This is a genomic window from Pseudomonas sp. G5001, from assembly GCF_013385475.1.
Classification (GTDB): Bacteria; Pseudomonadota; Gammaproteobacteria; order Pseudomonadales; family Pseudomonadaceae; genus Aquipseudomonas.
The window spans coordinates 179,276-199,161 of sequence record NZ_JACAPZ010000001.1 but is presented as its reverse complement, the minus strand read 5'-3'; the positions used below and the strand labels follow the sequence as shown (position 1 = coordinate 199,161).

16 protein-coding genes and 4 tRNA genes are annotated in these 19,886 nt (G+C 55.4%); all 20 read left to right on the top strand.

Annotation, left to right across the window (positions count from 1 at the left end):
• The first annotated feature begins 129 nt into the window (after nucleotides 1-129).
• Nucleotides 130-1,089 carry a bifunctional biotin--[acetyl-CoA-carboxylase] ligase/biotin operon repressor BirA gene (gene birA / locus HX805_RS01010; protein WP_003210105.1) on the top strand — a complete coding sequence of 320 codons (960 nt, stop codon included), beginning with the start codon at nucleotides 130-132 and terminating at the stop codon, nucleotides 1,087-1,089.
• Nucleotides 1,079-1,828 (top strand): pantothenate kinase, encoded by a 750-nt coding sequence (locus tag HX805_RS01005; protein ID WP_177081826.1) that lies wholly within the window; start codon nucleotides 1,079-1,081, stop codon nucleotides 1,826-1,828. The genes birA and HX805_RS01005 overlap by 11 nt, the downstream gene beginning before the upstream one ends.
• Before the next feature lie 7 nt (nucleotides 1,829-1,835).
• On the top strand, nucleotides 1,836-2,282 hold the full coding sequence (locus HX805_RS01000) for a hypothetical protein (protein ID WP_003210101.1): 447 nt from the start codon (nucleotides 1,836-1,838) through the stop codon (nucleotides 2,280-2,282).
• 143 nt (nucleotides 2,283-2,425) lie between these two features.
• Nucleotides 2,426-2,510: transfer RNA gene (locus HX805_RS00995), tRNA-Tyr, on the top strand.
• A 23-nt stretch (nucleotides 2,511-2,533) separates the two neighbouring features.
• Nucleotides 2,534-2,607 (top strand) — tRNA-Gly (locus HX805_RS00990).
• Nucleotides 2,608-2,633: 26 nt separating this feature from the next.
• Nucleotides 2,634-2,709, top strand: a tRNA-Thr gene (locus tag HX805_RS00985).
• Between the two features lie 163 nt (nucleotides 2,710-2,872).
• Nucleotides 2,873-2,948: transfer RNA gene (locus tag HX805_RS00980), tRNA-Trp, on the top strand.
• Nucleotides 2,949-2,993: 45 nt separating this feature from the next.
• A complete protein-coding gene (secE, locus tag HX805_RS00975) occupies nucleotides 2,994-3,362 on the top strand; it encodes a preprotein translocase subunit SecE (protein ID WP_003210099.1) in 369 nt (122 codons plus the stop codon).
• 9 nt (nucleotides 3,363-3,371) lie between these two features.
• The gene (nusG, locus tag HX805_RS00970; protein WP_003176436.1) at nucleotides 3,372-3,905 is read left to right on the top strand and encodes a transcription termination/antitermination protein NusG; all 534 of its coding nucleotides are present in this window, start codon (nucleotides 3,372-3,374) and stop codon (nucleotides 3,903-3,905) included.
• Nucleotides 3,906-4,022: 117 nt separating this feature from the next.
• Entirely contained in the window at nucleotides 4,023-4,454 is a 432-nt protein-coding gene (gene rplK / locus HX805_RS00965; RefSeq protein ID WP_003210097.1) for a 50S ribosomal protein L11, read from the top strand.
• The gene (gene rplA, locus HX805_RS00960; protein ID WP_003176434.1) at nucleotides 4,454-5,149 is read left to right on the top strand and encodes a 50S ribosomal protein L1; all 696 of its coding nucleotides are present in this window, start codon (nucleotides 4,454-4,456) and stop codon (nucleotides 5,147-5,149) included. The genes rplK and rplA overlap by 1 nt, the downstream gene beginning before the upstream one ends.
• Before the next feature lie 198 nt (nucleotides 5,150-5,347).
• The gene (gene rplJ / locus HX805_RS00955) at nucleotides 5,348-5,848 is read left to right on the top strand and encodes a 50S ribosomal protein L10 (RefSeq protein WP_003210095.1); all 501 of its coding nucleotides are present in this window, start codon (nucleotides 5,348-5,350) and stop codon (nucleotides 5,846-5,848) included.
• Between the two features lie 78 nt (nucleotides 5,849-5,926).
• Entirely contained in the window at nucleotides 5,927-6,292 is a 366-nt protein-coding gene (gene rplL / locus HX805_RS00950) for a 50S ribosomal protein L7/L12 (RefSeq protein WP_003210093.1), read from the top strand.
• Between the two features lie 220 nt (nucleotides 6,293-6,512).
• Nucleotides 6,513-10,586, top strand: a complete 4,074-nt coding sequence (gene rpoB, locus HX805_RS00945; RefSeq protein ID WP_017476319.1) for a DNA-directed RNA polymerase subunit beta — start codon at nucleotides 6,513-6,515, stop codon at nucleotides 10,584-10,586.
• Between the two features lie 64 nt (nucleotides 10,587-10,650).
• Nucleotides 10,651-14,850, top strand: coding sequence for a DNA-directed RNA polymerase subunit beta' (gene rpoC / locus HX805_RS00940; protein ID WP_003210090.1), 4,200 nt, complete (start codon nucleotides 10,651-10,653; stop codon nucleotides 14,848-14,850).
• A gap of 216 nt (nucleotides 14,851-15,066) precedes the next feature.
• Nucleotides 15,067-15,438, top strand: coding sequence for a 30S ribosomal protein S12 (gene rpsL, locus HX805_RS00935; RefSeq protein ID WP_002555494.1), 372 nt, complete (start codon nucleotides 15,067-15,069; stop codon nucleotides 15,436-15,438).
• A gap of 118 nt (nucleotides 15,439-15,556) precedes the next feature.
• Entirely contained in the window at nucleotides 15,557-16,027 is a 471-nt protein-coding gene (rpsG, locus tag HX805_RS00930; RefSeq protein WP_002555493.1) for a 30S ribosomal protein S7, read from the top strand.
• Nucleotides 16,028-16,057: 30 nt separating this feature from the next.
• Entirely contained in the window at nucleotides 16,058-18,163 is a 2,106-nt protein-coding gene (fusA, locus tag HX805_RS00925) for an elongation factor G (RefSeq protein ID WP_003210087.1), read from the top strand.
• A gap of 30 nt (nucleotides 18,164-18,193) precedes the next feature.
• On the top strand, nucleotides 18,194-19,387 hold the full coding sequence (tuf, locus tag HX805_RS00920; protein WP_003210085.1) for an elongation factor Tu: 1,194 nt from the start codon (nucleotides 18,194-18,196) through the stop codon (nucleotides 19,385-19,387).
• A 141-nt stretch (nucleotides 19,388-19,528) separates the two neighbouring features.
• Nucleotides 19,529-19,840 (top strand): 30S ribosomal protein S10, encoded by a 312-nt coding sequence (rpsJ, locus tag HX805_RS00915; protein ID WP_003210084.1) that lies wholly within the window; start codon nucleotides 19,529-19,531, stop codon nucleotides 19,838-19,840.
• Nucleotides 19,841-19,886 lie beyond the last annotated feature (46 nt).

The window sequence follows — 19,886 nt, the reverse complement described above, 5'->3', positions numbered from 1 at the left end:
TTTTGTTTTGCGCGGTCGGAAAATTTGGGCGGTCGAATTTCAAGCATCTTCAATGCTAACGTCCTGCCTTTCTATGCAATGGCCTAATGCATGGCTATCATGCGTGCCTCATTGTGAGGCGAGACCTGCATGCTGACGTTGTTGAAACTTCTAAAAGATGGTCGATTCCACTCCGGGGAGGCGCTCGGTGCTGCCTTGGGTGTCAGTCGCAGTGCTGTATGGAAGCAGCTTCAGCATCTCGAGGCGGAATTGGGTCTACCTATCCATAAAGTGCGCGGCAGGGGGTATCAGTTGGCTGCGCCCCTGATACTGTTAAGTGCCGATGAAATAGCTCGGCATGTACCTGTTCCTGCATGGCCTGTTCATATCTCTGACTCCATTGACTCTACCAATGCCGAGGCATTGCGGCTGATTGAATCGGGTCGCACTGCGCCATTTCTTGTGCTTTCAGAACAGCAAACTGCAGGCAGGGGAAGGCGCGGACGAAAGTGGGTCAGTCCTTTCGCTCAAAACGTCTACTACAGCCTTGTGATGCGGATCGAAGGCGGCATGCGTCAGTTGGAAGGGCTAAGCCTGGTGGTCGGACTTGCAGTTATGCAGGCGCTGCGCGACGCGGGTGTTCGTGGTGCAGGGTTGAAGTGGCCAAATGACGTTTTGGTCGGGCAGAAAAAAATCGCCGGAATTCTCCTGGAACTGGTCGGGGATCCCGCTGACGTCTGTCACGTCGTTATTGGTATCGGCATCAACGTGAACATGCAGAAGGCGGATGAGGTCGATCAGCAATGGAGCTCCGTACAGTTGGAGAGCGGCAGTGCTGTTGATCGCAACTACCTGGTAGCGCGTCTTGGAGTGCAGCTGCAGGCTTATCTTGAGCGTCACCAGGCATCTGGCTTTTCGGCAATTCAGGGTGAGTGGGAGCAAAGCCATTTATGGCAGGGCCGGCCTGTATCGCTCATCGCGGGCGTGAACCAGATTGACGGCGTGGTGCTGGGGGTCGATGGGCAAGGTGCATTGCGGTTGAGCGTGGATGGTGTTGAGAAAGTATATAGCGGTGGTGAGCTAAGCCTGAGGTTGCGTGATGATTCTTGAGCTCGACTGTGGGAATAGCTTTATCAAATGGCGGGTACTTGAGTCGGATAAGGCTCGTATCTTTGCCGAAGGTGTCGTTGGGTCGGATGCCTCGCTGATCGACAGCCTGTTCGCGTTCCCGGGGCTCGCGTTAAAAGACTGCCGGCTGGTGAGTGTTCGCGCTTCGGATGAGACAAGTCAACTGGTCGCTACCCTGGTCGAGGCATTTGGCGTCAAGGTGCTGTGTGCTGCTTCGGCGAGGCAGATGGGTGGGGTGCGGAACGGGTACGAAGATTTCGAGCGCCTGGGACTGGATCGTTGGCTCGCGATGCTGGGTGGGTTTCAGCTGGCGTCGGGCGCGTGCCTGGTGCTCGATTTTGGCACCGCCGCAACAGCAGACTTCATTTCCGCAGACGGTGAGCATCTCGGCGGTTTCATTTGTCCGGGGATGCCGCTGATGCGTAATCAGCTTCGAACACATACCCGCAAAATACGCTATGACGATATCGCCGCTGAACGGGCTCTTGAGGCGCTGTCTCCAGGGCGCACAACTGTGGAGGCGGTAGAGCGCGGCTGTACGCTCATGCTGAGGGGTTTTGTGTTGACCCAGCTGGAGTTGGCTCGAAGCTATTGGGGGAGCGATTTTACCGTCTTCCTTACCGGTGGGGACGCTGAGCTCGTGGCTGACGCTGTGCCTCACGGTAGGCTTGTCCCTGATCTGGTTTTTGTTGGCTTGGCGATGGCGTGCCCTTTGTCCTGAGGTTTTTATGCGTTGGCTGTTTCTGCTTTTGCTGGTCCTCAATGTCTTCTATTACATCTGGCATCAGCAGGAGGCCCCTCTGCGCGCTAAAGATGTCACGCCTTTGGCTCTCTATCGTGGTTCTCAGCAAGATATCCGCCTGTTGAGCGAATCGGCTGATGCGATGGTTCGGCGAGACAGGGCAAAAGCGCCTGATGCGCAGGCGATGTGCTTGTATATCGGCGGTTTGCCTGATCAGAAAGAGGCTCAATCCGTTGAGCAGCGCCTCACGAGCCTGGATATCAAGGTCAGGCTGCAGTCTCTGAACCTGCCTGATGCGTCGGGATACTGGCTGCGAGTGGCCCCTGAAAGCAGGCGTCTGGCCGATGATCTGCCCTTTGAAAACCTTGCTAATGAATTCAATGAGTTAAAACATAAAATAATGCCGTGCGAAGGCATTGCAACCTTCGAATAGTTTGCATAGAATGGCGCCCGCTTCGCAGTGAAGACCTTCTAGGTCGACAGGGTGAAGTGAAGGTCAACGCAGCTAACCTCATATTTTTTAATGAGAAAATGCTTGACAGAAGGCTGGCATGATGTAGAATGCCGGCTCGCTTAGGAGGGGTTCCCGAGCGGCCAAAGGGATCAGACTGTAAATCTGACGTCTACGACTTCGAAGGTTCGAATCCTTCCCCCTCCACCATTTTAGCGTGAGCTGCAAGCTCCGCGGGTATAGTTTAGTGGTAGAACCTCAGCCTTCCAAGCTGATGATGCGGGTTCGATTCCCGCTACCCGCTCCAAGTTTGCAGGTTGTGCAAGTTGTTTCGCTCTTGTAGCTCAGTTGGTAGAGCACACCCTTGGTAAGGGTGAGGTCAGCGGTTCAAATCCGCTCAAGAGCTCCATATAACAAGGCAGATATGAAAATATCTGCCTTTGTTTTAACAGCTACCTCCGGTTGAATATGCCCTCTCTCGCTGTTTTGTTTGGGTGGGTTTCAGGTCTGCAGGGGTTTGTTGTTGTAAAGTCTTTTTCAGATCGGCATAATTGTCGGCCTGATTTTGTTTTAGGTCAGTAGCTCAATTGGCAGAGCGACGGTCTCCAAAACCGTAGGTTGGGGGTTCGATTCCCTCCTGACCTGCCAGATTCACTTGGTGTGTCTGGCTTTCTTTTCACAGGATCTTCATAGATGACTCCTAAGGCTGAAGCTCAAGGCTCTCGCTTCGATCTGCTCAAGTGGCTTGTAGTAGTCGCTGTTGTGGTTGTAGGCGTTGTTGGCAACCAGTACTACTCTGGGTCGCCAATCCTGTACCGTGTCCTCGCATTGCTCGCCCTTGCTGCTGTTGCTGCCTTTGTTGGCCTGCAGACTGCAAAAGGCAAGTCGTTTGCGGTCCTGGTGAAGGAAGCTCGTACCGAGATCCGTAAAGTCGTTTGGCCGACTCGCCAAGAAACCACGCAGACCACGTTGATCGTGGTAGCTGTTGTTCTGGTTATGGCGTTGCTGTTGTGGGGGCTTGATTCCCTGCTCGGCTGGCTTGTTTCCTTGATTGTTGGCTAAGGGTGTCCCGTGGCTAAGCGTTGGTACGTTGTGCATGCTTACTCGGGTTACGAGAAGCATGTCATGCGCTCTTTGCTAGAGCGCGTAAAGCTGGCAGGCATGGAAGATGGCTTCGGCGAAATTCTGGTTCCCACTGAAGAAGTGGTTGAAATGCGTAATGGCCAGAAACGCAAAAGCGAACGTAAGTTCTTCCCTGGCTACGTGCTGGTTCAAATGGACATGAATGAGGGTACTTGGCACTTGGTCAAGGACACTCCTCGCGTCATGGGTTTCATCGGCGGTACCGCTGATAAGCCTGCTCCGATCACTGACAAAGAAGCAGAAGCAATTCTGCGTCGCGTTGCTGATGGTAGCGACAAGCCCAAGCCGAAGACGTTGTTCGAGCCGGGTGAGGTTGTTCGTGTCACAGATGGTCCGTTCGCTGATTTTAACGGCACCGTCGAAGAAGTTAACTACGAAAAGAGCCGGATCCAAGTGGCAGTGCTCATTTTCGGTCGCTCTACTCCGGTAGAGCTAGAGTTCAGCCAGGTCGAAAAAGTCTAGCTGAGCAAGCATCCCAACCCCGCAGCCTTAGGCTGTGGGGTTTTGTCGTCACTGGGATAAACGCGCAAGTAACCGGGGAGCCTTTCGAGGCGTTCGAACCCGTAATTGGAGTGCCTCATGGCCAAGAAGATTACCGCTTACATCAAGCTGCAAGTGAAGGCCGCTCAGGCCAACCCAAGCCCACCTGTTGGTCCAGCTCTGGGTCAGCACGGCGTGAACATCATGGAATTCTGCAAGGCCTTCAACGCCCGTACTCAGGGTATTGAGCCAGGTCTGCCGACTCCAGTGATCATCACTGTATACAGCGACCGTAGCTTCACCTTCGAAACCAAGTCGACCCCGGCTTCGGTTCTGTTGAAGAAAGCTGCTGGTCTGACTAGCGGTTCCGCTCGTCCTAACACCGTTAAGGTTGGCACCGTGACCCGTGCTCAGCTGGAAGAAATCGCGAAAACCAAAAACGCGGATCTGACTGCAGCTGATATGGATGCAGCCGTGCGTACCATCGCCGGTTCTGCTCGTAGCATGGGCCTTAACGTGGAGGGTGTGTAATGGCTAAGCTGACCAAGCGCCAAAAGGCTATCGCCGGCAAAATCGAAGCGGGCAAGTCCTACAATTTTGTAGACGCTGCTGCTCTGCTGACCGAGCTGTCGACTGTCAAGTTCAGCGAGTCTGTTGACGTTGCTGTAAACCTGGGCGTTGACCCACGTAAATCCGACCAGGTCGTTCGTAGCGCTACTGTGCTGCCACACGGTACTGGCAAGACCGTACGTGTAGCTGTCTTCACCCAAGGCCCAGCAGCTGAAGCTGCTCTGGCCGCCGGCGCCGATCGCGTTGGCATGGACGACCTGGCTGCCGAAATGAAAGGCGGCGACCTGAACTATGACGTCGTAATTGCTTCCCCGGATGCAATGCGCGTTGTAGGTCAGCTGGGTCAGATCCTTGGTCCACGTGGTCTGATGCCTAACCCTAAAGTCGGCACCGTGACTCCAGACGTAGCGACCGCGGTTAAAAACGCCAAGGCTGGTCAGGTTCGTTATCGCACCGACAAAAACGGCATCATTCACACCTCCGTTGGCAAAGTCGGCTTTGATGCCGTCAAGCTGAAGGAAAACGTTGAAGCCCTGATCGCTGATCTGAAGCGTATCAAGCCAGCTTCCTCGAAAGGTATCTACGTCAAGCGCGTTACCCTGAGCACCACTATGGGCCCAGGTCTGGTCATCGACCAAGGCTCGCTGGACGTATAAGACACAAATTGGCGCAAGTAATTGCGCCAATTGAAAGATTGGGGTCCCTGCCTGGCGGGGGCTATCCAAGACCGTAGGCGACGCAAGTCTTAAACCACAAGCCTACGCAGATGGTGCTCCCGGTTCCTTACCGAATCAGACACCAAAACGACATCCGGCCCAGGCCAGATGAAACGGTAACAAGCAGGAGTTAAACCCGTGGCAATTAATCTCGAAGACAAGAAGGCCATCGTCGCTGAAGTCAACGAGGCTGCCAAAGCTGCTCTGTCCGCTGTCGTGGCTGATGCCCGTGGTGTGACAGTAAGCGCTATGACCGGACTCCGTAAAGAGGCTCGTGAAGCTGGCGTATACGTACGTGTTGTACGTAACACCCTGCTCAAGCGCGCTGTTGCTGACACTGAATACAGTGTCCTCAACGACGTGTTCACTGGCCCGACCCTGATTGCGTTCTCCAAGGAACATCCTGGCGCTGCTGCCCGTTTGTTCAAGGAATTCGCCAAGGGTCAGGATAAGTTCGAGATCAAGGCAGCTGCGTTCGAGGGCAAGTTCCTCGCAGCTAACCAAATCGACGTACTGGCAACACTGCCGACCCGTAACGAAGCTATTTCTCAGCTGATGAGCGTGATTCAAGGCGCTACCAGCAAGTTGGCTCGTACTCTGGCCGCAGTTCGCGAGCAAAAAGAAGCTGCCGCAGCCTAAGGCTGAGCATCTCCTCTCGCGTATTTTTGTTTATTTCGATGGCCGCGTAGGCCGTCCCCCAATTCAGGAATTACAGCAATGTCTATCTCCCAAGACGATATCCTCAACGCCGTAGCTGAAATGTCGGTTCTGCAGGTTGTTGAGCTGATCAAAGCTTTCGAAGAAAAATTCGGTGTTTCCGCTGCCGCTGCTTCGGCTGGCCCAGCTGTTGCCGCTGTTGCTGCTGAAGAGCAAACCGAATTCAACGTCATGCTGCTGGAAGCTGGCGAGAAGAAAGTAAACGTGATCAAGGCAGTACGTGAACTGACCGGTCTGGGCCTGAAAGAAGCCAAGGCAGTAGTTGACGGCGCCCCTGCCCAGGTTCTGGAAGCAGTGTCGAAAGACGCAGCTGACAAAGCTAAAGCAGTGCTGGAAGAAGCAGGCGCTAAAGTCGAGCTGAAGTAAGCATCGACCTTGCGTCTCCAGCCCAAGCGTTAAGCTGAAGGCTGATGGCTGGTGGCTCTTGCCACCGGCCTTTTTCCGTTATTGGCAATCGACTCGGTCGTCGCCTATAACGCGCTGTAACCACCCGATGCGGTGGCGCAAACCATGGGGTTTGCAAGATTTTCTGGCTGCTCCCGTCGGGAGGGGCCAAACAAGCAGGTGACCAAGCTGGGGAACGCTGATGGCTTACTCATATACTGAGAAAAAACGTATCCGCAAGGACTTTAGCAAGTTGCCGGACGTCATGGATGTCCCGTACCTTCTGGCTATCCAGCTGGATTCGTATCGTGAATTCTTGCAGGCGGGAGCGACCAAAGATCAGTTCCGCGACGTGGGCCTGCATGCGGCCTTCAAATCCGTTTTCCCGATCATCAGCTACTCCGGCAATGCTGCGCTGGAGTACGTCGGTTATCGCCTGGGCGAACCGGCATTTGATGTCAAAGAATGCGTGTTGCGCGGTGTTACGTACGCCGTACCTTTGCGGGTAAAAGTCCGTCTGATCATCTTCGACAAAGAGTCGTCGAACAAAGCGATCAAGGACATCAAAGAGCAAGAAGTCTACATGGGTGAAATCCCCCTGATGACTGAGAACGGTACCTTCGTTATCAACGGTACCGAGCGCGTTATCGTTTCCCAGCTGCACCGTTCCCCGGGCGTGTTCTTTGACCACGACCGCGGCAAGACGCACAGCTCCGGCAAGCTCCTGTACTCCGCGCGGATCATTCCGTACCGCGGTTCGTGGTTGGACTTCGAGTTCGACCCGAAAGACTGCGTGTTCGTGCGTATCGACCGTCGTCGCAAGCTGCCGGCCTCGGTACTGCTGCGCGCGCTCGGCTATACCACTGAGCAAGTGCTGGACGCTTTCTACACCACTAACGTATTCCACCTGAGCGGCGAAACCCTCAGCCTGGAACTGGTGCCTCAGCGCCTGCGTGGTGAGATTGCCGTTCTGGACATCCAGGACGAAAAAGGCAAGGTCATCGTTGAAGCCGGCCGCCGTATTACCGCGCGCCACATCAACCAGATCGAAAAAGCCGGTATCAAGACGCTGGAAGTGCCTCTGGACTACGTCCTGGGTCGCACCACCGCCAAGGTCATCGTGCACCCGGCCACCGGCGAAATCCTGGCTGAATGCAACACCGAGCTGAACACCGAGATCCTGGCGAAAATCGCCAAGTCCCAGGTTGTTCGCATCGAGACCCTGTACACCAACGACATCGACTGCGGCCCGTTCGTCTCCGACACCCTGAAGATCGACTCCACCAGCAACCAACTGGAAGCGCTGGTCGAGATCTATCGCATGATGCGTCCTGGCGAGCCACCAACCAAAGACGCTGCCGAGACCCTGTTCAACAACCTGTTCTTCAGCCCTGAGCGCTATGACCTGTCTGCGGTCGGCCGGATGAAGTTCAACCGTCGTATCGGTCGTACCGAGATCGAAGGTTCGGGCGTGCTGTGCAAGGAAGACATCGTCGCGGTACTGAAGACCCTGGTCGACATCCGTAACGGCAAAGGCATCGTCGATGACATCGACCACCTGGGTAACCGTCGTGTTCGCTGCGTAGGCGAAATGGCCGAGAACCAGTTCCGCGTTGGCCTGGTACGTGTTGAGCGTGCGGTCAAAGAGCGTCTGTCGATGGCCGAAAGCGAAGGCCTGATGCCGCAAGACCTGATCAACGCCAAGCCAGTGGCTGCGGCGGTGAAAGAGTTCTTCGGTTCCAGCCAGCTCTCGCAGTTCATGGACCAGAACAACCCGCTCTCCGAGATCACCCACAAGCGCCGTGTTTCCGCACTGGGCCCGGGCGGTCTGACTCGTGAGCGTGCAGGCTTTGAAGTTCGTGACGTACACCCGACTCACTACGGTCGTGTATGCCCGATTGAAACGCCGGAAGGTCCGAACATCGGTCTGATCAACTCCCTGGCTGCCTACGCGCGCACCAACCAGTACGGCTTCCTCGAGAGCCCGTACCGCGTGGTGAAAGACGCACTGGTCACCGACGAGATCGTGTTCCTGTCCGCCATCGAAGAAGCTGATCACGTGATCGCTCAGGCTTCGGCCACGATGAACGACAAGAAAATGCTGATCGACGAGCTGGTAGCGGTTCGTCACTTGAACGAGTTCACCGTCAAGGCGCCGGAAGACGTCACCTTGATGGACGTATCGCCGAAGCAGGTAGTTTCGGTTGCAGCGTCGCTGATCCCGTTCCTGGAACACGATGACGCCAACCGTGCGTTGATGGGTTCCAACATGCAGCGTCAAGCTGTACCGACCCTGCGCGCTGACAAGCCGCTGGTAGGTACCGGCATGGAGCGTAACGTAGCCCGTGACTCCGGCGTTTGCGTCGTGGCTCGTCGTGGCGGCGTGATCGACTCCGTTGATGCCAGCCGTATCGTGGTTCGTGTTGCCGATGACGAAGTTGAAACTGGCGAAGCCGGTGTCGACATCTACAACCTGACCAAATACACCCGCTCCAACCAGAACACCTGCATCAACCAGCGTCCGCTGGTCAGCAAGGGTGATCGGGTTCAGCGCAGCGACATCATGGCAGACGGTCCGTCCACCGATATGGGTGAGCTGGCACTGGGTCAGAACATGCGCATCGCGTTCATGGCCTGGAACGGTTACAACTTCGAAGACTCCATCTGCCTGTCCGAGCGTGTGGTTCAGGAAGATCGCTTCACCACGATCCACATTCAGGAACTGACCTGTGTGGCGCGTGACACCAAGCTTGGGCCAGAGGAAATCACTGCAGACATCCCGAACGTGGGTGAAGCTGCACTGAACAAGCTGGACGAAGCCGGTATCGTTTACGTAGGTGCTGAAGTTGGCGCAGGCGACATTCTGGTAGGTAAGGTCACTCCGAAAGGCGAGACCCAACTGACTCCGGAAGAGAAGCTGTTGCGTGCCATCTTCGGTGAAAAAGCCAGCGACGTTAAAGACACTTCCCTGCGTGTACCTACCGGTACCAAGGGCACTGTCATCGACGTACAGGTCTTCACCCGTGACGGCGTTGAGCGTGATGCTCGTGCGCTGTCCATCGAGAAGACCCAACTCGACGAGATCCGCAAGGATCTGAACGAAGAGTTCCGTATCGTTGAAGGCGCGACCTTCGAACGTCTGCGTTCCGCCCTGGTAGGCCACAAGGCTGAAGGCGGCGCAGGTCTGAAGAAAGGTCAGGACATCACCGACGAAGTACTCGACGGTCTTGAGCACGGGCAGTGGTTCAAACTGCGCATGGCTGAAGATGCTCTGAACGAGCAGCTCGAGAAGGCCCAGGCCTACATCGTCGATCGTCGCCGTCTGCTGGACGACAAGTTCGAAGACAAGAAGCGCAAACTGCAGCAGGGCGATGACCTGGCTCCAGGCGTGCTGAAAATCGTCAAGGTTTACCTGGCAATCCGTCGCCGCATCCAGCCGGGCGACAAGATGGCCGGTCGTCACGGTAACAAAGGTGTGGTCTCCGTGATCATGCCGGTTGAAGACATGCCGCACGATGCCAATGGCACCCCGGTAGACGTCGTCCTCAACCCGTTGGGCGTACCTTCGCGTATGAACGTTGGTCAGATCCTTGAAACCCACCTGGGCCTCGCGGCGAAAGGTCTGGGCGAGAAGATCAACCGTATGATCGAAGAGCAGCGCAAGGTCGCAGACCTGCGTAAGTTCCTGCACGAGATCTACAACGAGATCGGCGGTCGCAACGAAGAGCTGGACACCTTCTCCGACCAGGAAATCCTGGATCTGGCGAAGAACCTGCGCGGCGGCGTTCCAATGGCTACCCCGGTGTTCGACGGTGCCAAGGAAAGCGAAATCAAGGCCATGCTGAAACTGGCAGACCTGCCAGAAAGCGGCCAGATGCAGCTGTTCGACGGCCGTACCGGCAACAAGTTTGAGCGCCCGGTTACTGTTGGCTACATGTACATGCTGAAGCTGAACCACTTGGTAGACGACAAGATGCACGCTCGTTCTACCGGTTCGTACAGCCTGGTTACCCAGCAGCCGCTGGGTGGTAAGGCTCAGTTCGGTGGTCAGCGTTTCGGGGAGATGGAGGTCTGGGCACTGGAAGCATACGGTGCTGCTTACACTCTGCAAGAAATGCTCACAGTGAAGTCGGACGATGTGAACGGTCGGACCAAGATGTACAAAAACATCGTGGACGGCGATCACCGTATGGAGCCGGGCATGCCCGAGTCTTTCAACGTGTTGATCAAAGAAATTCGTTCCCTCGGCATCGATATCGATCTGGAAACCGAATAACACGTGACGCGAATCGAGAGCGGGGCTGTTTAGCCCGCTCTCTGCTCCGCCAGGAGGAAAGGCCTTGAAAGACCTACTGAATTTGCTGAAAAACCAGGGTCAAGTCGAAGAGTTCGACGCCATCCGTATTGGGTTGGCATCGCCTGAGATGATCCGTTCGTGGTCGTTCGGTGAAGTTAAAAAGCCGGAAACCATCAACTACCGTACGTTCAAACCAGAGCGTGACGGCCTGTTCTGCGCCAAGATCTTTGGCCCGGTAAAGGATTACGAGTGCCTGTGCGGTAAGTACAAGCGCTTGAAGCACCGTGGTGTGATCTGCGAGAAGTGCGGCGTTGAAGTTGCACTGGCCAAGGTTCGTCGTGAGCGCATGGCGCACATCGAGCTGGCTTCGCCGGTTGCCCACATCTGGTTCCTGAAATCACTGCCGTCCCGTATCGGCTTGCTGATGGACATGACCCTGCGTGATATCGAGCGCGTTCTCTACTTCGAGAGCTATGTCGTTATCGATCCAGGCATGACCACCCTTGAAAAGGGTCAGCTGCTGAACGACGAGCAGTACTTCGAAGCGCTGGAAGAGTTCGGCGACGATTTCGATGCCCGCATGGGTGCCGAAGCTGTCCGCGAACTGCTGCACGCCATCGACCTGGAACACGAGATTGGCCGTCTGCGTGAAGAAATTCCGCAAACCAACTCCGAAACCAAGATCAAGAAACTGTCCAAGCGTCTGAAGTTGATGGAAGCCTTCCAGGGTTCCGGCAACTTGCCAGAGTGGATGGTGCTGACCGTTCTGCCGGTTCTGCCGCCAGACCTGCGTCCGCTGGTGCCGTTGGATGGTGGTCGCTTCGCGACTTCCGACCTCAACGACCTGTACCGTCGCGTGATCAACCGTAACAACCGCTTGAAGCGTCTGCTCGACCTGTCTGCTCCGGACATCATCGTGCGCAACGAAAAGCGTATGTTGCAGGAAGCTGTCGATGCCCTGCTCGACAACGGTCGTCGTGGCCGCGCTATCACCGGTTCGAACAAGCGTCCTCTGAAATCCCTGGCTGACATGATCAAGGGTAAGCAGGGTCGTTTCCGTCAGAACTTGCTCGGTAAGCGTGTTGACTACTCCGGTCGTTCGGTAATTACCGTAGGCCCGACCCTGCGTCTGCACCAGTGCGGTCTGCCGAAGAAGATGGCTCTCGAGCTGTTCAAGCCGTTCATTTTCGGCAAGCTGGAAATGCGTGGTCTCGCGACCACCATCAAAGCTGCCAAGAAAATGGTCGAGCGCGAGCTGCCAGAGGTTTGGGACGTTCTCGCTGAAGTGATCCGTGAACACCCGGTTCTCCTCAACCGTGCACCGACCCTTCACCGTCTGGGTATCCAGGCGTTTGAACCAGTACTGATCGAAGGTAAGGCTATCCAGCTGCACCCGCTGGTCTGTGCTGCGTACAACGCCGACTTCGACGGCGACCAAATGGCCGTGCACGTACCGCTGACGCTGGAAGCCCAGCTGGAAGCGCGTGCGTTGATGATGTCGACCAACAACATTCTGTCGCCAGCCAACGGTGAGCCAATCATCGTTCCGTCGCAGGACGTTGTATTGGGTCTGTACTACATGACTCGTGAAGCGATCAACGCCAAGGGCGAAGGTCGTGTGTTCGCGGATCTGCAGGAAGTTGACCGTGTGTTCCGTGCCGGCGAAGCCGCACTGCACGCCAAGGTTAAAGTCCGCATCCACGAAACCATCAACGATCGTGACGGTGGCAGCGTCAAGAACACCCGTATCGTCGACACCACTGTCGGCCGTGCGCTGCTGTTCCAGGTTGTTCCACCTGGCCTGTCGTACGACGTGGTCAACCAGCCAATGAAGAAAAAGGCGATCTCCAAGCTGATCAACCAGTGCTACCGCGTGGTTGGTTTGAAAGAGACCGTTATCTTCGCTGACCAGTTGATGTACACCGGTTTTGCTTATTCGACCATTTCCGGCGTTTCCATCGGTGTTAACGACTTCGTTATCCCGGACGAGAAAGCCGCCATCATCGGTGCTGCCACCGATGAAGTGAAAGAGATCGAAAGCCAGTACGCCTCCGGCCTGGTAACCCAGGGCGAGAAGTACAACAAAGTGATCGACCTTTGGTCCAAGGCCAACGACGAAGTGTCGAAGGCGATGATGTCGAACCTTTCGAAAGAGCGTGTTATCGACCGTCATGGCGTGGAAGTCGATCAAGAGTCGTTCAACTCGATGTACATGATGGCCGACTCGGGCGCACGGGGTTCTGCTGCGCAGATCCGTCAGCTCGCCGGTATGCGTGGCCTGATGGCCAAGCCGGACGGTTCCATCATCGAAACGCCGATTACTGCGAACTTCCGTGAAGGTTTGAGCGTACTTCAGTACTTCATCTCGACTCACGGTGCTCGTAAAGGTCTGGCGGATACCGCGTTGAAAACCGCTAACTCCGGTTACCTGACTCGTCGTCTGGTAGACGTTGCGCAAGACTTGGTTGTGACTGAAGTTGACTGCGGCACCGAACACGGTCTGCTGATGACTCCGCACATCGAAGGCGGCGACGTTGTAGAACCGTTGGGTGAGCGCGTACTGGGTCGAGTAATCGCCCGTGACGTATTCAAGCCAGGTACCGAGGAAGTCATCGTTCCTGCCGGCACCCTGGTAGACGAGAAGTGGGTCGAGTTCATCGAACTCAACAGCATCGACGAAGTGATTGTTCGCTCGCCGATCAGCTGCGAAACCCGCTACGGCATTTGCGCCAAGTGCTACGGCCGTGACTTGGCTCGTGGTCACCAGGTGAACATCGGTGAAGCGGTCGGCGTTATCGCTGCCCAGTCCATCGGTGAGCCGGGTACCCAGCTCACCATGCGTACGTTCCACATCGGTGGTGCGGCAAGCCGGACCTCCGCAGCCGACAGCGTTCAGGTGAAGAATGGCGGTACCGTCCGTCTGCACAACCTGAAGCACGTTGAGCGAGTGGATGGCCACCTGGTTGCTGTGTCCCGTTCCGGTGAGCTGGCAATCGCTGATGACTACGGTCGTGAGCGCGAGCGTTACAAGCTGCCGTACGGTGCTGTGATTTCGGTTAAAGAAGGTGACAAGGTCGACGCTGGCGCAATCGTGGCCAAGTGGGATCCGCACACTCACCCAATCGTTACCGAAATGAAAGGTACCGTGACCTACGTGGGCATGGAAGAAGGCATCACGATCAAGCGTCAGACTGACGAATTGACCGGTATGACCAACATTGAAGTACTCGACGCCAAAGATCGTCCAGCTGCAGGCAAAGATATCCGTCCTGCCGTGAAGATGGTTGATGACAACGGCAAGGATCTGTTGCTGCCAGGCACTGACGTTATCGCTCAGTACTTCCTGCCAGCCAACGCCCTGGTCGGTGTTGCGGATGGTGCGAAGATCGCGATCGGTGATGTTATCGCTCGTATCCCGCAAGAAACTTCGAAGACCCGTGACATCACCGGTGGTCTGCCGCGTGTTGCCGACTTGTTCGAAGCTCGTCGTCCGAAAGAAGCGTCGATTCTGGCTGAAGTCAGCGGCACCATCGCGTTCGGTAAAGAGACCAAGGGCAAGCGCCGCCTGGTTATCACCCCGAACGACGGTAGCGATCCGTACGAAGAGCTGATTCCGAAGTGGCGTCACCTGAACGTCTTCGAAGGCGAACAGGTAAACCGCGGCGAAGTTATCTCCGACGGCCCGAGCGATCCACACGACATCCTGCGTCTGCTGGGTGTGAGTGCGCTGGCCAAGTACATCGTTAACGAGATCCAGGACGTTTACCGTCTGCAAGGCGTGAAGATCAACGATAAGCACATCGAGACCATCCTGCGTCAGATGCTGCGTAAAGTTGAAATCGCTGAATCCGGCGATTCGAGTTTCATCAAGGGCGACCAGATGGAACTGACTCACGTACTGGTAGAGAACGAGCGCCTGGCGAACGACGAGAAATTCGTTTCCAAGTTCACTCGTGTGTTGCTGGGTATCACCAAGGCGTCGTTGTCCACTGAGTCGTTCATCTCGGCGGCCTCCTTCCAGGAGACCACTCGCGTACTGACCGAAGCAGCGGTAACCGGCAAGCGCGATTACCTGCGCGGCCTGAAAGAAAACGTGGTTGTGGGTCGTCTGATCCCGGCCGGTACCGGTTTGGCCTACCACAGCGAGCGTAAGCGTCGCCGTGAACTCGACAAGCCGTTGCGCGTAAGCGCCAGTGAAGTGGAAGCTGCACTGACCGAAGCGCTGAACTCAAGCGGTAACTGAGTTCTGCGGTAAATAAGACCGGGCCCTGGCAGCCCCGTTCGTCGGATCGAGACAGATTTGTCCCGGTTCGATGGAAGGGGAGGTCGGGGCCTTGCCTTGACTGGGGACAAGATCCTCTTTAGACTCTTGTACCCCTAAATTTGGCGGGAATTCGTTCCTGCCATTTTGCTTTTCTTGCAAGACAATAGCGTCGCAAGACAACAGTGGAGCTAGTAGATGGCAACTATCAACCAGCTGGTACGTCAGCCGCGTAAGCGTATCGTCGAGAAATCCGACGTGCCTGCGCTGCAGAACTGCCCGCAACGTCGTGGCGTATGCACTCGCGTGTATACCACTACGCCGAAAAAACCTAACTCGGCACTGCGTAAAGTATGCCGTGTGCGCCTGACCAACGGTTTCGAGGTTTCCTCGTACATCGGCGGTGAAGGTCACAACCTGCAAGAGCACAGCGTGGTACTGATCCGCGGCGGTCGTGTAAAAGACTTGCCAGGTGTTCGTTACCACACCGTACGCGGCTCCTTGGATACTTCCGGCGTTAAAGGTCGTAACCAGGGTCGTTCGAAGTACGGTACCAAGAAGCCTAAGTAGTAGCGGCTTTTTGTAAAACTGAATCATCTTATTTTCTGAGTCGATAAGAGTAAGGTCGGAGGCGTCCCGAAAGGGCACCGATTCCGAGCGAACCTGAAGACCGTTTGAGGGCTTATCCATGCCAAGAAGACGCGTAGCAGCCAAGCGCGAAGTGCTTGACGATCCAAAATACGGAAGCCAAATCCTGGCCAAGTTCATGAACCACGTAATGGAAAGCGGCAAGAAAGCCGTTGCCGAGCGTATCGTTTATGGCGCGCTGGAAAAGGTTAAAGAACGCAAGAACAGCGACCCCCTGGAAATCTTCGAGAAAGCTCTCGACGCCATCGCTCCGCTGGTCGAAGTGAAGTCGCGCCGTGTAGGCGGTGCTACTTACCAGGTTCCGGTTGAAGTTCGCCCGTCCCGTCGTAACGCTTTGGCAATGCGCTGGTTGGTAGACTTCGCCCGTAAGCGCGGCGAGAAGTCTATGGCCCTGCGTTTGGCTGGCGAACTGTTGGACGCTGCTGAAGGTAAAGGTGCTGCTGTTAAGAAGCGTGAAGACGTGCACCGTATGGCTGAAGCCAACAAAGCTTTCTCGCACTACCGCTTCTAATTCTAGCTTCACTAATTTTGCGAGGGCTTTATGGCTCGTACTACTCCGATTAGCCGCTACCGTAACATCGGTATCGTTGCTCACGTGGATGCTGGTAAAACCACCACCACCGAGCGCGTACTGTTTTACACCGGCAAAAGTCACAAAATGGGCGAGGTGCATGACGGCGCCGCGACCACAGACTGGATGGTTCAGGAGCAGGAGCGTGGTATTACCATTACTTCTGCTGCTATTACCGCCTTCTGGAAAGGTTCCGAGAAGCAGTACAAGGACGAGCACCGCTTCAACGTAATCGATACCCCAGGCCACGTAGACTTCACCATTGAAGTTGAGCGTTCCCTGCGTGTACTCGACGGCGCTGTCGTTGTGTTCTGCGGTACTTCGGGTGTTGAGCCTCAGTCGGAAACCGTATGGCGTCAGGCCAACAAGTACGGCGTTCCACGTCTTGTTTACGTAAACAAGATGGACCGTGCTGGTGCCAACTTCCTGCGCGTGATCGGTCAGATCAAACAGCGTCTGGGTCACACTCCGGTGCCAATCCAGTTGGCTATCGGTTCCGAAGACAACTTCCAGGGTCAGATCGATCTGATCAACATGGAAGCTGTTTACTGGAATGACGCTGACAAAGGCATGGTTCCTGTTCGTAAGCCTATCCCTGCAGAACTGCAGGAGCTGGCTGACGAGTGGCGTAACAACATGGTTGAGGCTGCTGCTGAAGCCAGCGAAGAGCTGATGAACAAGTACCTCGAAGGTGAAGAACTCACCAACGTGGAAATCAAGGCCGCTCTGCGTCAGCGTACTATCGCTGGTGAGATCGTTCTGGCTGTTTGCGGTTCTTCCTTCAAGAACAAGGGTGTTCCCCTGGTTCTCGACGCCGTTATCGACTACCTGCCTGCTCCAACCGACATTCCTGCTATCAAGGGTACCAACCCTGATAACGAGGAAGAAGAGATGGAGCGTCACGCCGATGACAGCGAGCCGTTCTCGGCTCTGGCGTTCAAGATCGCTACTGACCCATTCGTGGGTACTTTGACCTTCGTCCGCGTTTACTCGGGCGTGTTGGCCTCCGGCGACGGCGTGATCAACTCGGTTAAAGGCAAGAAAGAGCGTGTGGGTCGTATGGTGCAAATGCACGCAAACGCCCGTGAAGAGATCAAGGAAGTACGCGCTGGTGACATCGCGGCCCTGATCGGCATGAAGGACGTCACCACTGGTGAGACCTTGTGCGACGCTGCCAAGCCAATCATCCTGGTTCGCATGGACTTCCCGGAGCCGGTTATTTCGGTTGCCGTTGAGCCTAAGACCAAGGATGACCAGGAAAAAATGGGTATCGCTCTGGGCAAGCTTGCTCAGGAAGATCCATCTTTCCGCGTCAAGACTGATGAAGAGACTGGTCAAACGATCATCTCCGGCATGGGCGAGCTTCACCTGGACATCCTGGTTGACCGGATGCGCCGTGAGTTCAACGTCGAAGCCAACATCGGTAAGCCTCAGGTTTCCTATCGTGAGCGCATCACGAAGAACTGCGAAATCGAAGGCAAATTCGTTCGTCAGTCCGGCGGTCGTGGCCAGTTCGGCCATTGCTGGATCCGTTTTGCTCCTGCTGATGAAGGTCAGGAAGGTCTGCAATTCGTGAACGAAGTAGTGGGCGGTGTTGTTCCTAAGGAATACATCCCGGCTATCCAGAAGGGTATCGAAGAGCAGATGAAGAACGGTGTTGTTGCCGGCTATCCGCTCATCGGCCTGAAGGCGACCGTTTTTGACGGTTCTTACCACGACGTCGACTCCAACGAGATGGCGTTTAAGGTGGCTGCTTCCATGGCTACCAAGCAACTGGCCCAGAAGGGCGGTGGTGAGTTGCTTGAGCCAATCATGGCAGTAGAAGTCGTTACGCCTGAAGACTACATGGGTGACGTGATGGGCGACCTTAACCGTCGTCGCGGCATGATCTTGGGTATGGAAGATACGGTTTCCGGCAAAGTGATTCGTGCCGAGGTTCCGTTGGGCGAGATGTTCGGTTATGCGACCGACGTTCGTTCCATGTCTCAGGGTCGCGCAAGCTACTCTATGGAATTCAAAAAATACAACACAGCTCCGGCGCACATCGCTGAAACTGTATCCAAAAAACAAGGCTGATTCAGTCCTTTAGGCAAGGAGTTAATTGTCGTGGCTAAAGAAAAATTTGATCGTTCCCTACCGCACGTAAACGTTGGCACTATCGGCCACGTTGACCACGGTAAAACCACTCTGACCGCTGCTCTGACTCGCGTCTGCTCCGAAGTTTTCGGTTCGGCTCGTGTTGACTTCGACAAGATCGACAGCGCACCAGAAGAAAAAGCTCGTGGTATCACCATCAACACCGCGCACGTTGAATACAACTCGCTGATCCGTCACTACGCTCACGTTGACTGCCCAGGTCACGCTGACTATGTGAAGAACATGATCACCGGTGCTGCCCAGATGGACGGCGCGATCCTGGTTTGCTCGGCCGCTGATGGTCCGATGCCACAAACCCGTGAGCACATCCTGCTGTCCCGTCAGGTAGGCGTTCCGTACATCGTGGTTTTCCTGAACAAGGCTGACCTGGTAGACGACGCTGAGCTGCTGGAACTGGTTGAGATGGAAGTGCGCGATCTGCTGAGCACTTACGACTTCCCAGGCGACGACACTCCGATCATCATCGGTTCTGCTCGTATGGCTCTGGACGGTCTTGACGACAACGAAATGGGCACCACTGCCGTTCGTAAACTGGTTGAGACTCTGGACAGCTACATCCCAGATCCAGTTCGTGTTATCGACAAGCCGTTCCTGATGCCAATCGAAGACGTATTCTCGATCTCCGGTCGTGGTACTGTTGTGACTGGTCGTATCGAGCGCGGTATCGTTAAGGTTCAAGATCCACTGGAAATCGTTGGTCTGCGTGACACTACCGTCACCACCTGCACCGGTGTTGAAATGTTCCGTAAACTGCTCGACGAAGGTCGTGCAGGCGAGAACTGCGGCGTTCTGCTGCGTGGTACCAAGCGTGACGACGTTGAGCGTGGCCAGGTTCTGGTCAAGCCAGGTTCGGTTAAGCCGCACACTACCTTCGAAGCTGAAGTGTACGTGTTGAGCAAAGAAGAAGGCGGTCGTCACACTCCGTTCTTCAAAGGCTACCGTCCACAGTTCTACTTCCGGACCACTGACGTGACCGGTAACTGCGAACTGCCGGAAGGCGTTGAAATGGTAATGCCAGGCGACAACATCAAAATGGTTGTCACCCTGATCAAAACCATCGCAATGGAAGATGGTCTGCGTTTCGCTATCCGTGAAGGCGGTCGTACCGTCGGCGCTGGCGTCGTAGCCAAAATCATCGCTTAATAAGTGATGACTTGAAAAAGCCCCCGCTCAGCGGGGGCTTTTTTATTGAGTTGACACCCATATGGGGCGTCTATAGAATTGCGCCTCCTTTTAACGGGCGTGTTGCGCTCGCTGGGAATAGCAGCCGGAGTCTGAAATCCAATGGCAAATCAGCAAATTCGTATCAGGTTGAAGGCTTTTGACCACAAACTGATCGACCAATCCACCCAGGAAATCGTGGAAACCGCGAAACGTACTGGTGCTCAAGTGCGTGGTCCAATTCCACTGCCTACCCGTAAAGAGCGGTTCACCGTTCTGGTCTCCCCGCACGTCAACAAAGACGCGCGTGACCAGTACGAGATCCGTACTCATAAGCGCGTGCTGGACATCGTCCTGCCAACGGATAAAACCGTTGATGCACTTATGAAGCTTGATCTGGCGGCCGGTGTGGAAGTACAGATCAGCCTCGGCTAAGACTTGGGTCTTAGTCGTGTAACGCTCTGAAATGGGCGGCCATAGC

Coding starts and splice junctions, on each gene's coding strand:
- birA (WP_003210105.1), top strand. CDS start 130: ATGCTGACGTTGTTGAAACTTCTAAAAGATGGTCGATTCCACTCCGGG.
- HX805_RS01005 (WP_177081826.1), top strand. CDS start 1,079: ATGATTCTTGAGCTCGACTGTGGGAATAGCTTTATCAAATGGCGGGTA.
- HX805_RS01000 (WP_003210101.1), top strand. CDS start 1,836: ATGCGTTGGCTGTTTCTGCTTTTGCTGGTCCTCAATGTCTTCTATTAC.
- secE (WP_003210099.1), top strand. CDS start 2,994: ATGACTCCTAAGGCTGAAGCTCAAGGCTCTCGCTTCGATCTGCTCAAG.
- rplK (WP_003210097.1), top strand. CDS start 4,023: ATGGCCAAGAAGATTACCGCTTACATCAAGCTGCAAGTGAAGGCCGCT.
- rplA (WP_003176434.1), top strand. CDS start 4,454: ATGGCTAAGCTGACCAAGCGCCAAAAGGCTATCGCCGGCAAAATCGAA.
- rplL (WP_003210093.1), top strand. CDS start 5,927: ATGTCTATCTCCCAAGACGATATCCTCAACGCCGTAGCTGAAATGTCG.
- rpoB (WP_017476319.1), top strand. CDS start 6,513: ATGGCTTACTCATATACTGAGAAAAAACGTATCCGCAAGGACTTTAGC.
- rpsL (WP_002555494.1), top strand. CDS start 15,067: ATGGCAACTATCAACCAGCTGGTACGTCAGCCGCGTAAGCGTATCGTC.
- rpsG (WP_002555493.1), top strand. CDS start 15,557: ATGCCAAGAAGACGCGTAGCAGCCAAGCGCGAAGTGCTTGACGATCCA.
- fusA (WP_003210087.1), top strand. CDS start 16,058: ATGGCTCGTACTACTCCGATTAGCCGCTACCGTAACATCGGTATCGTT.
- rpsJ (WP_003210084.1), top strand. CDS start 19,529: ATGGCAAATCAGCAAATTCGTATCAGGTTGAAGGCTTTTGACCACAAA.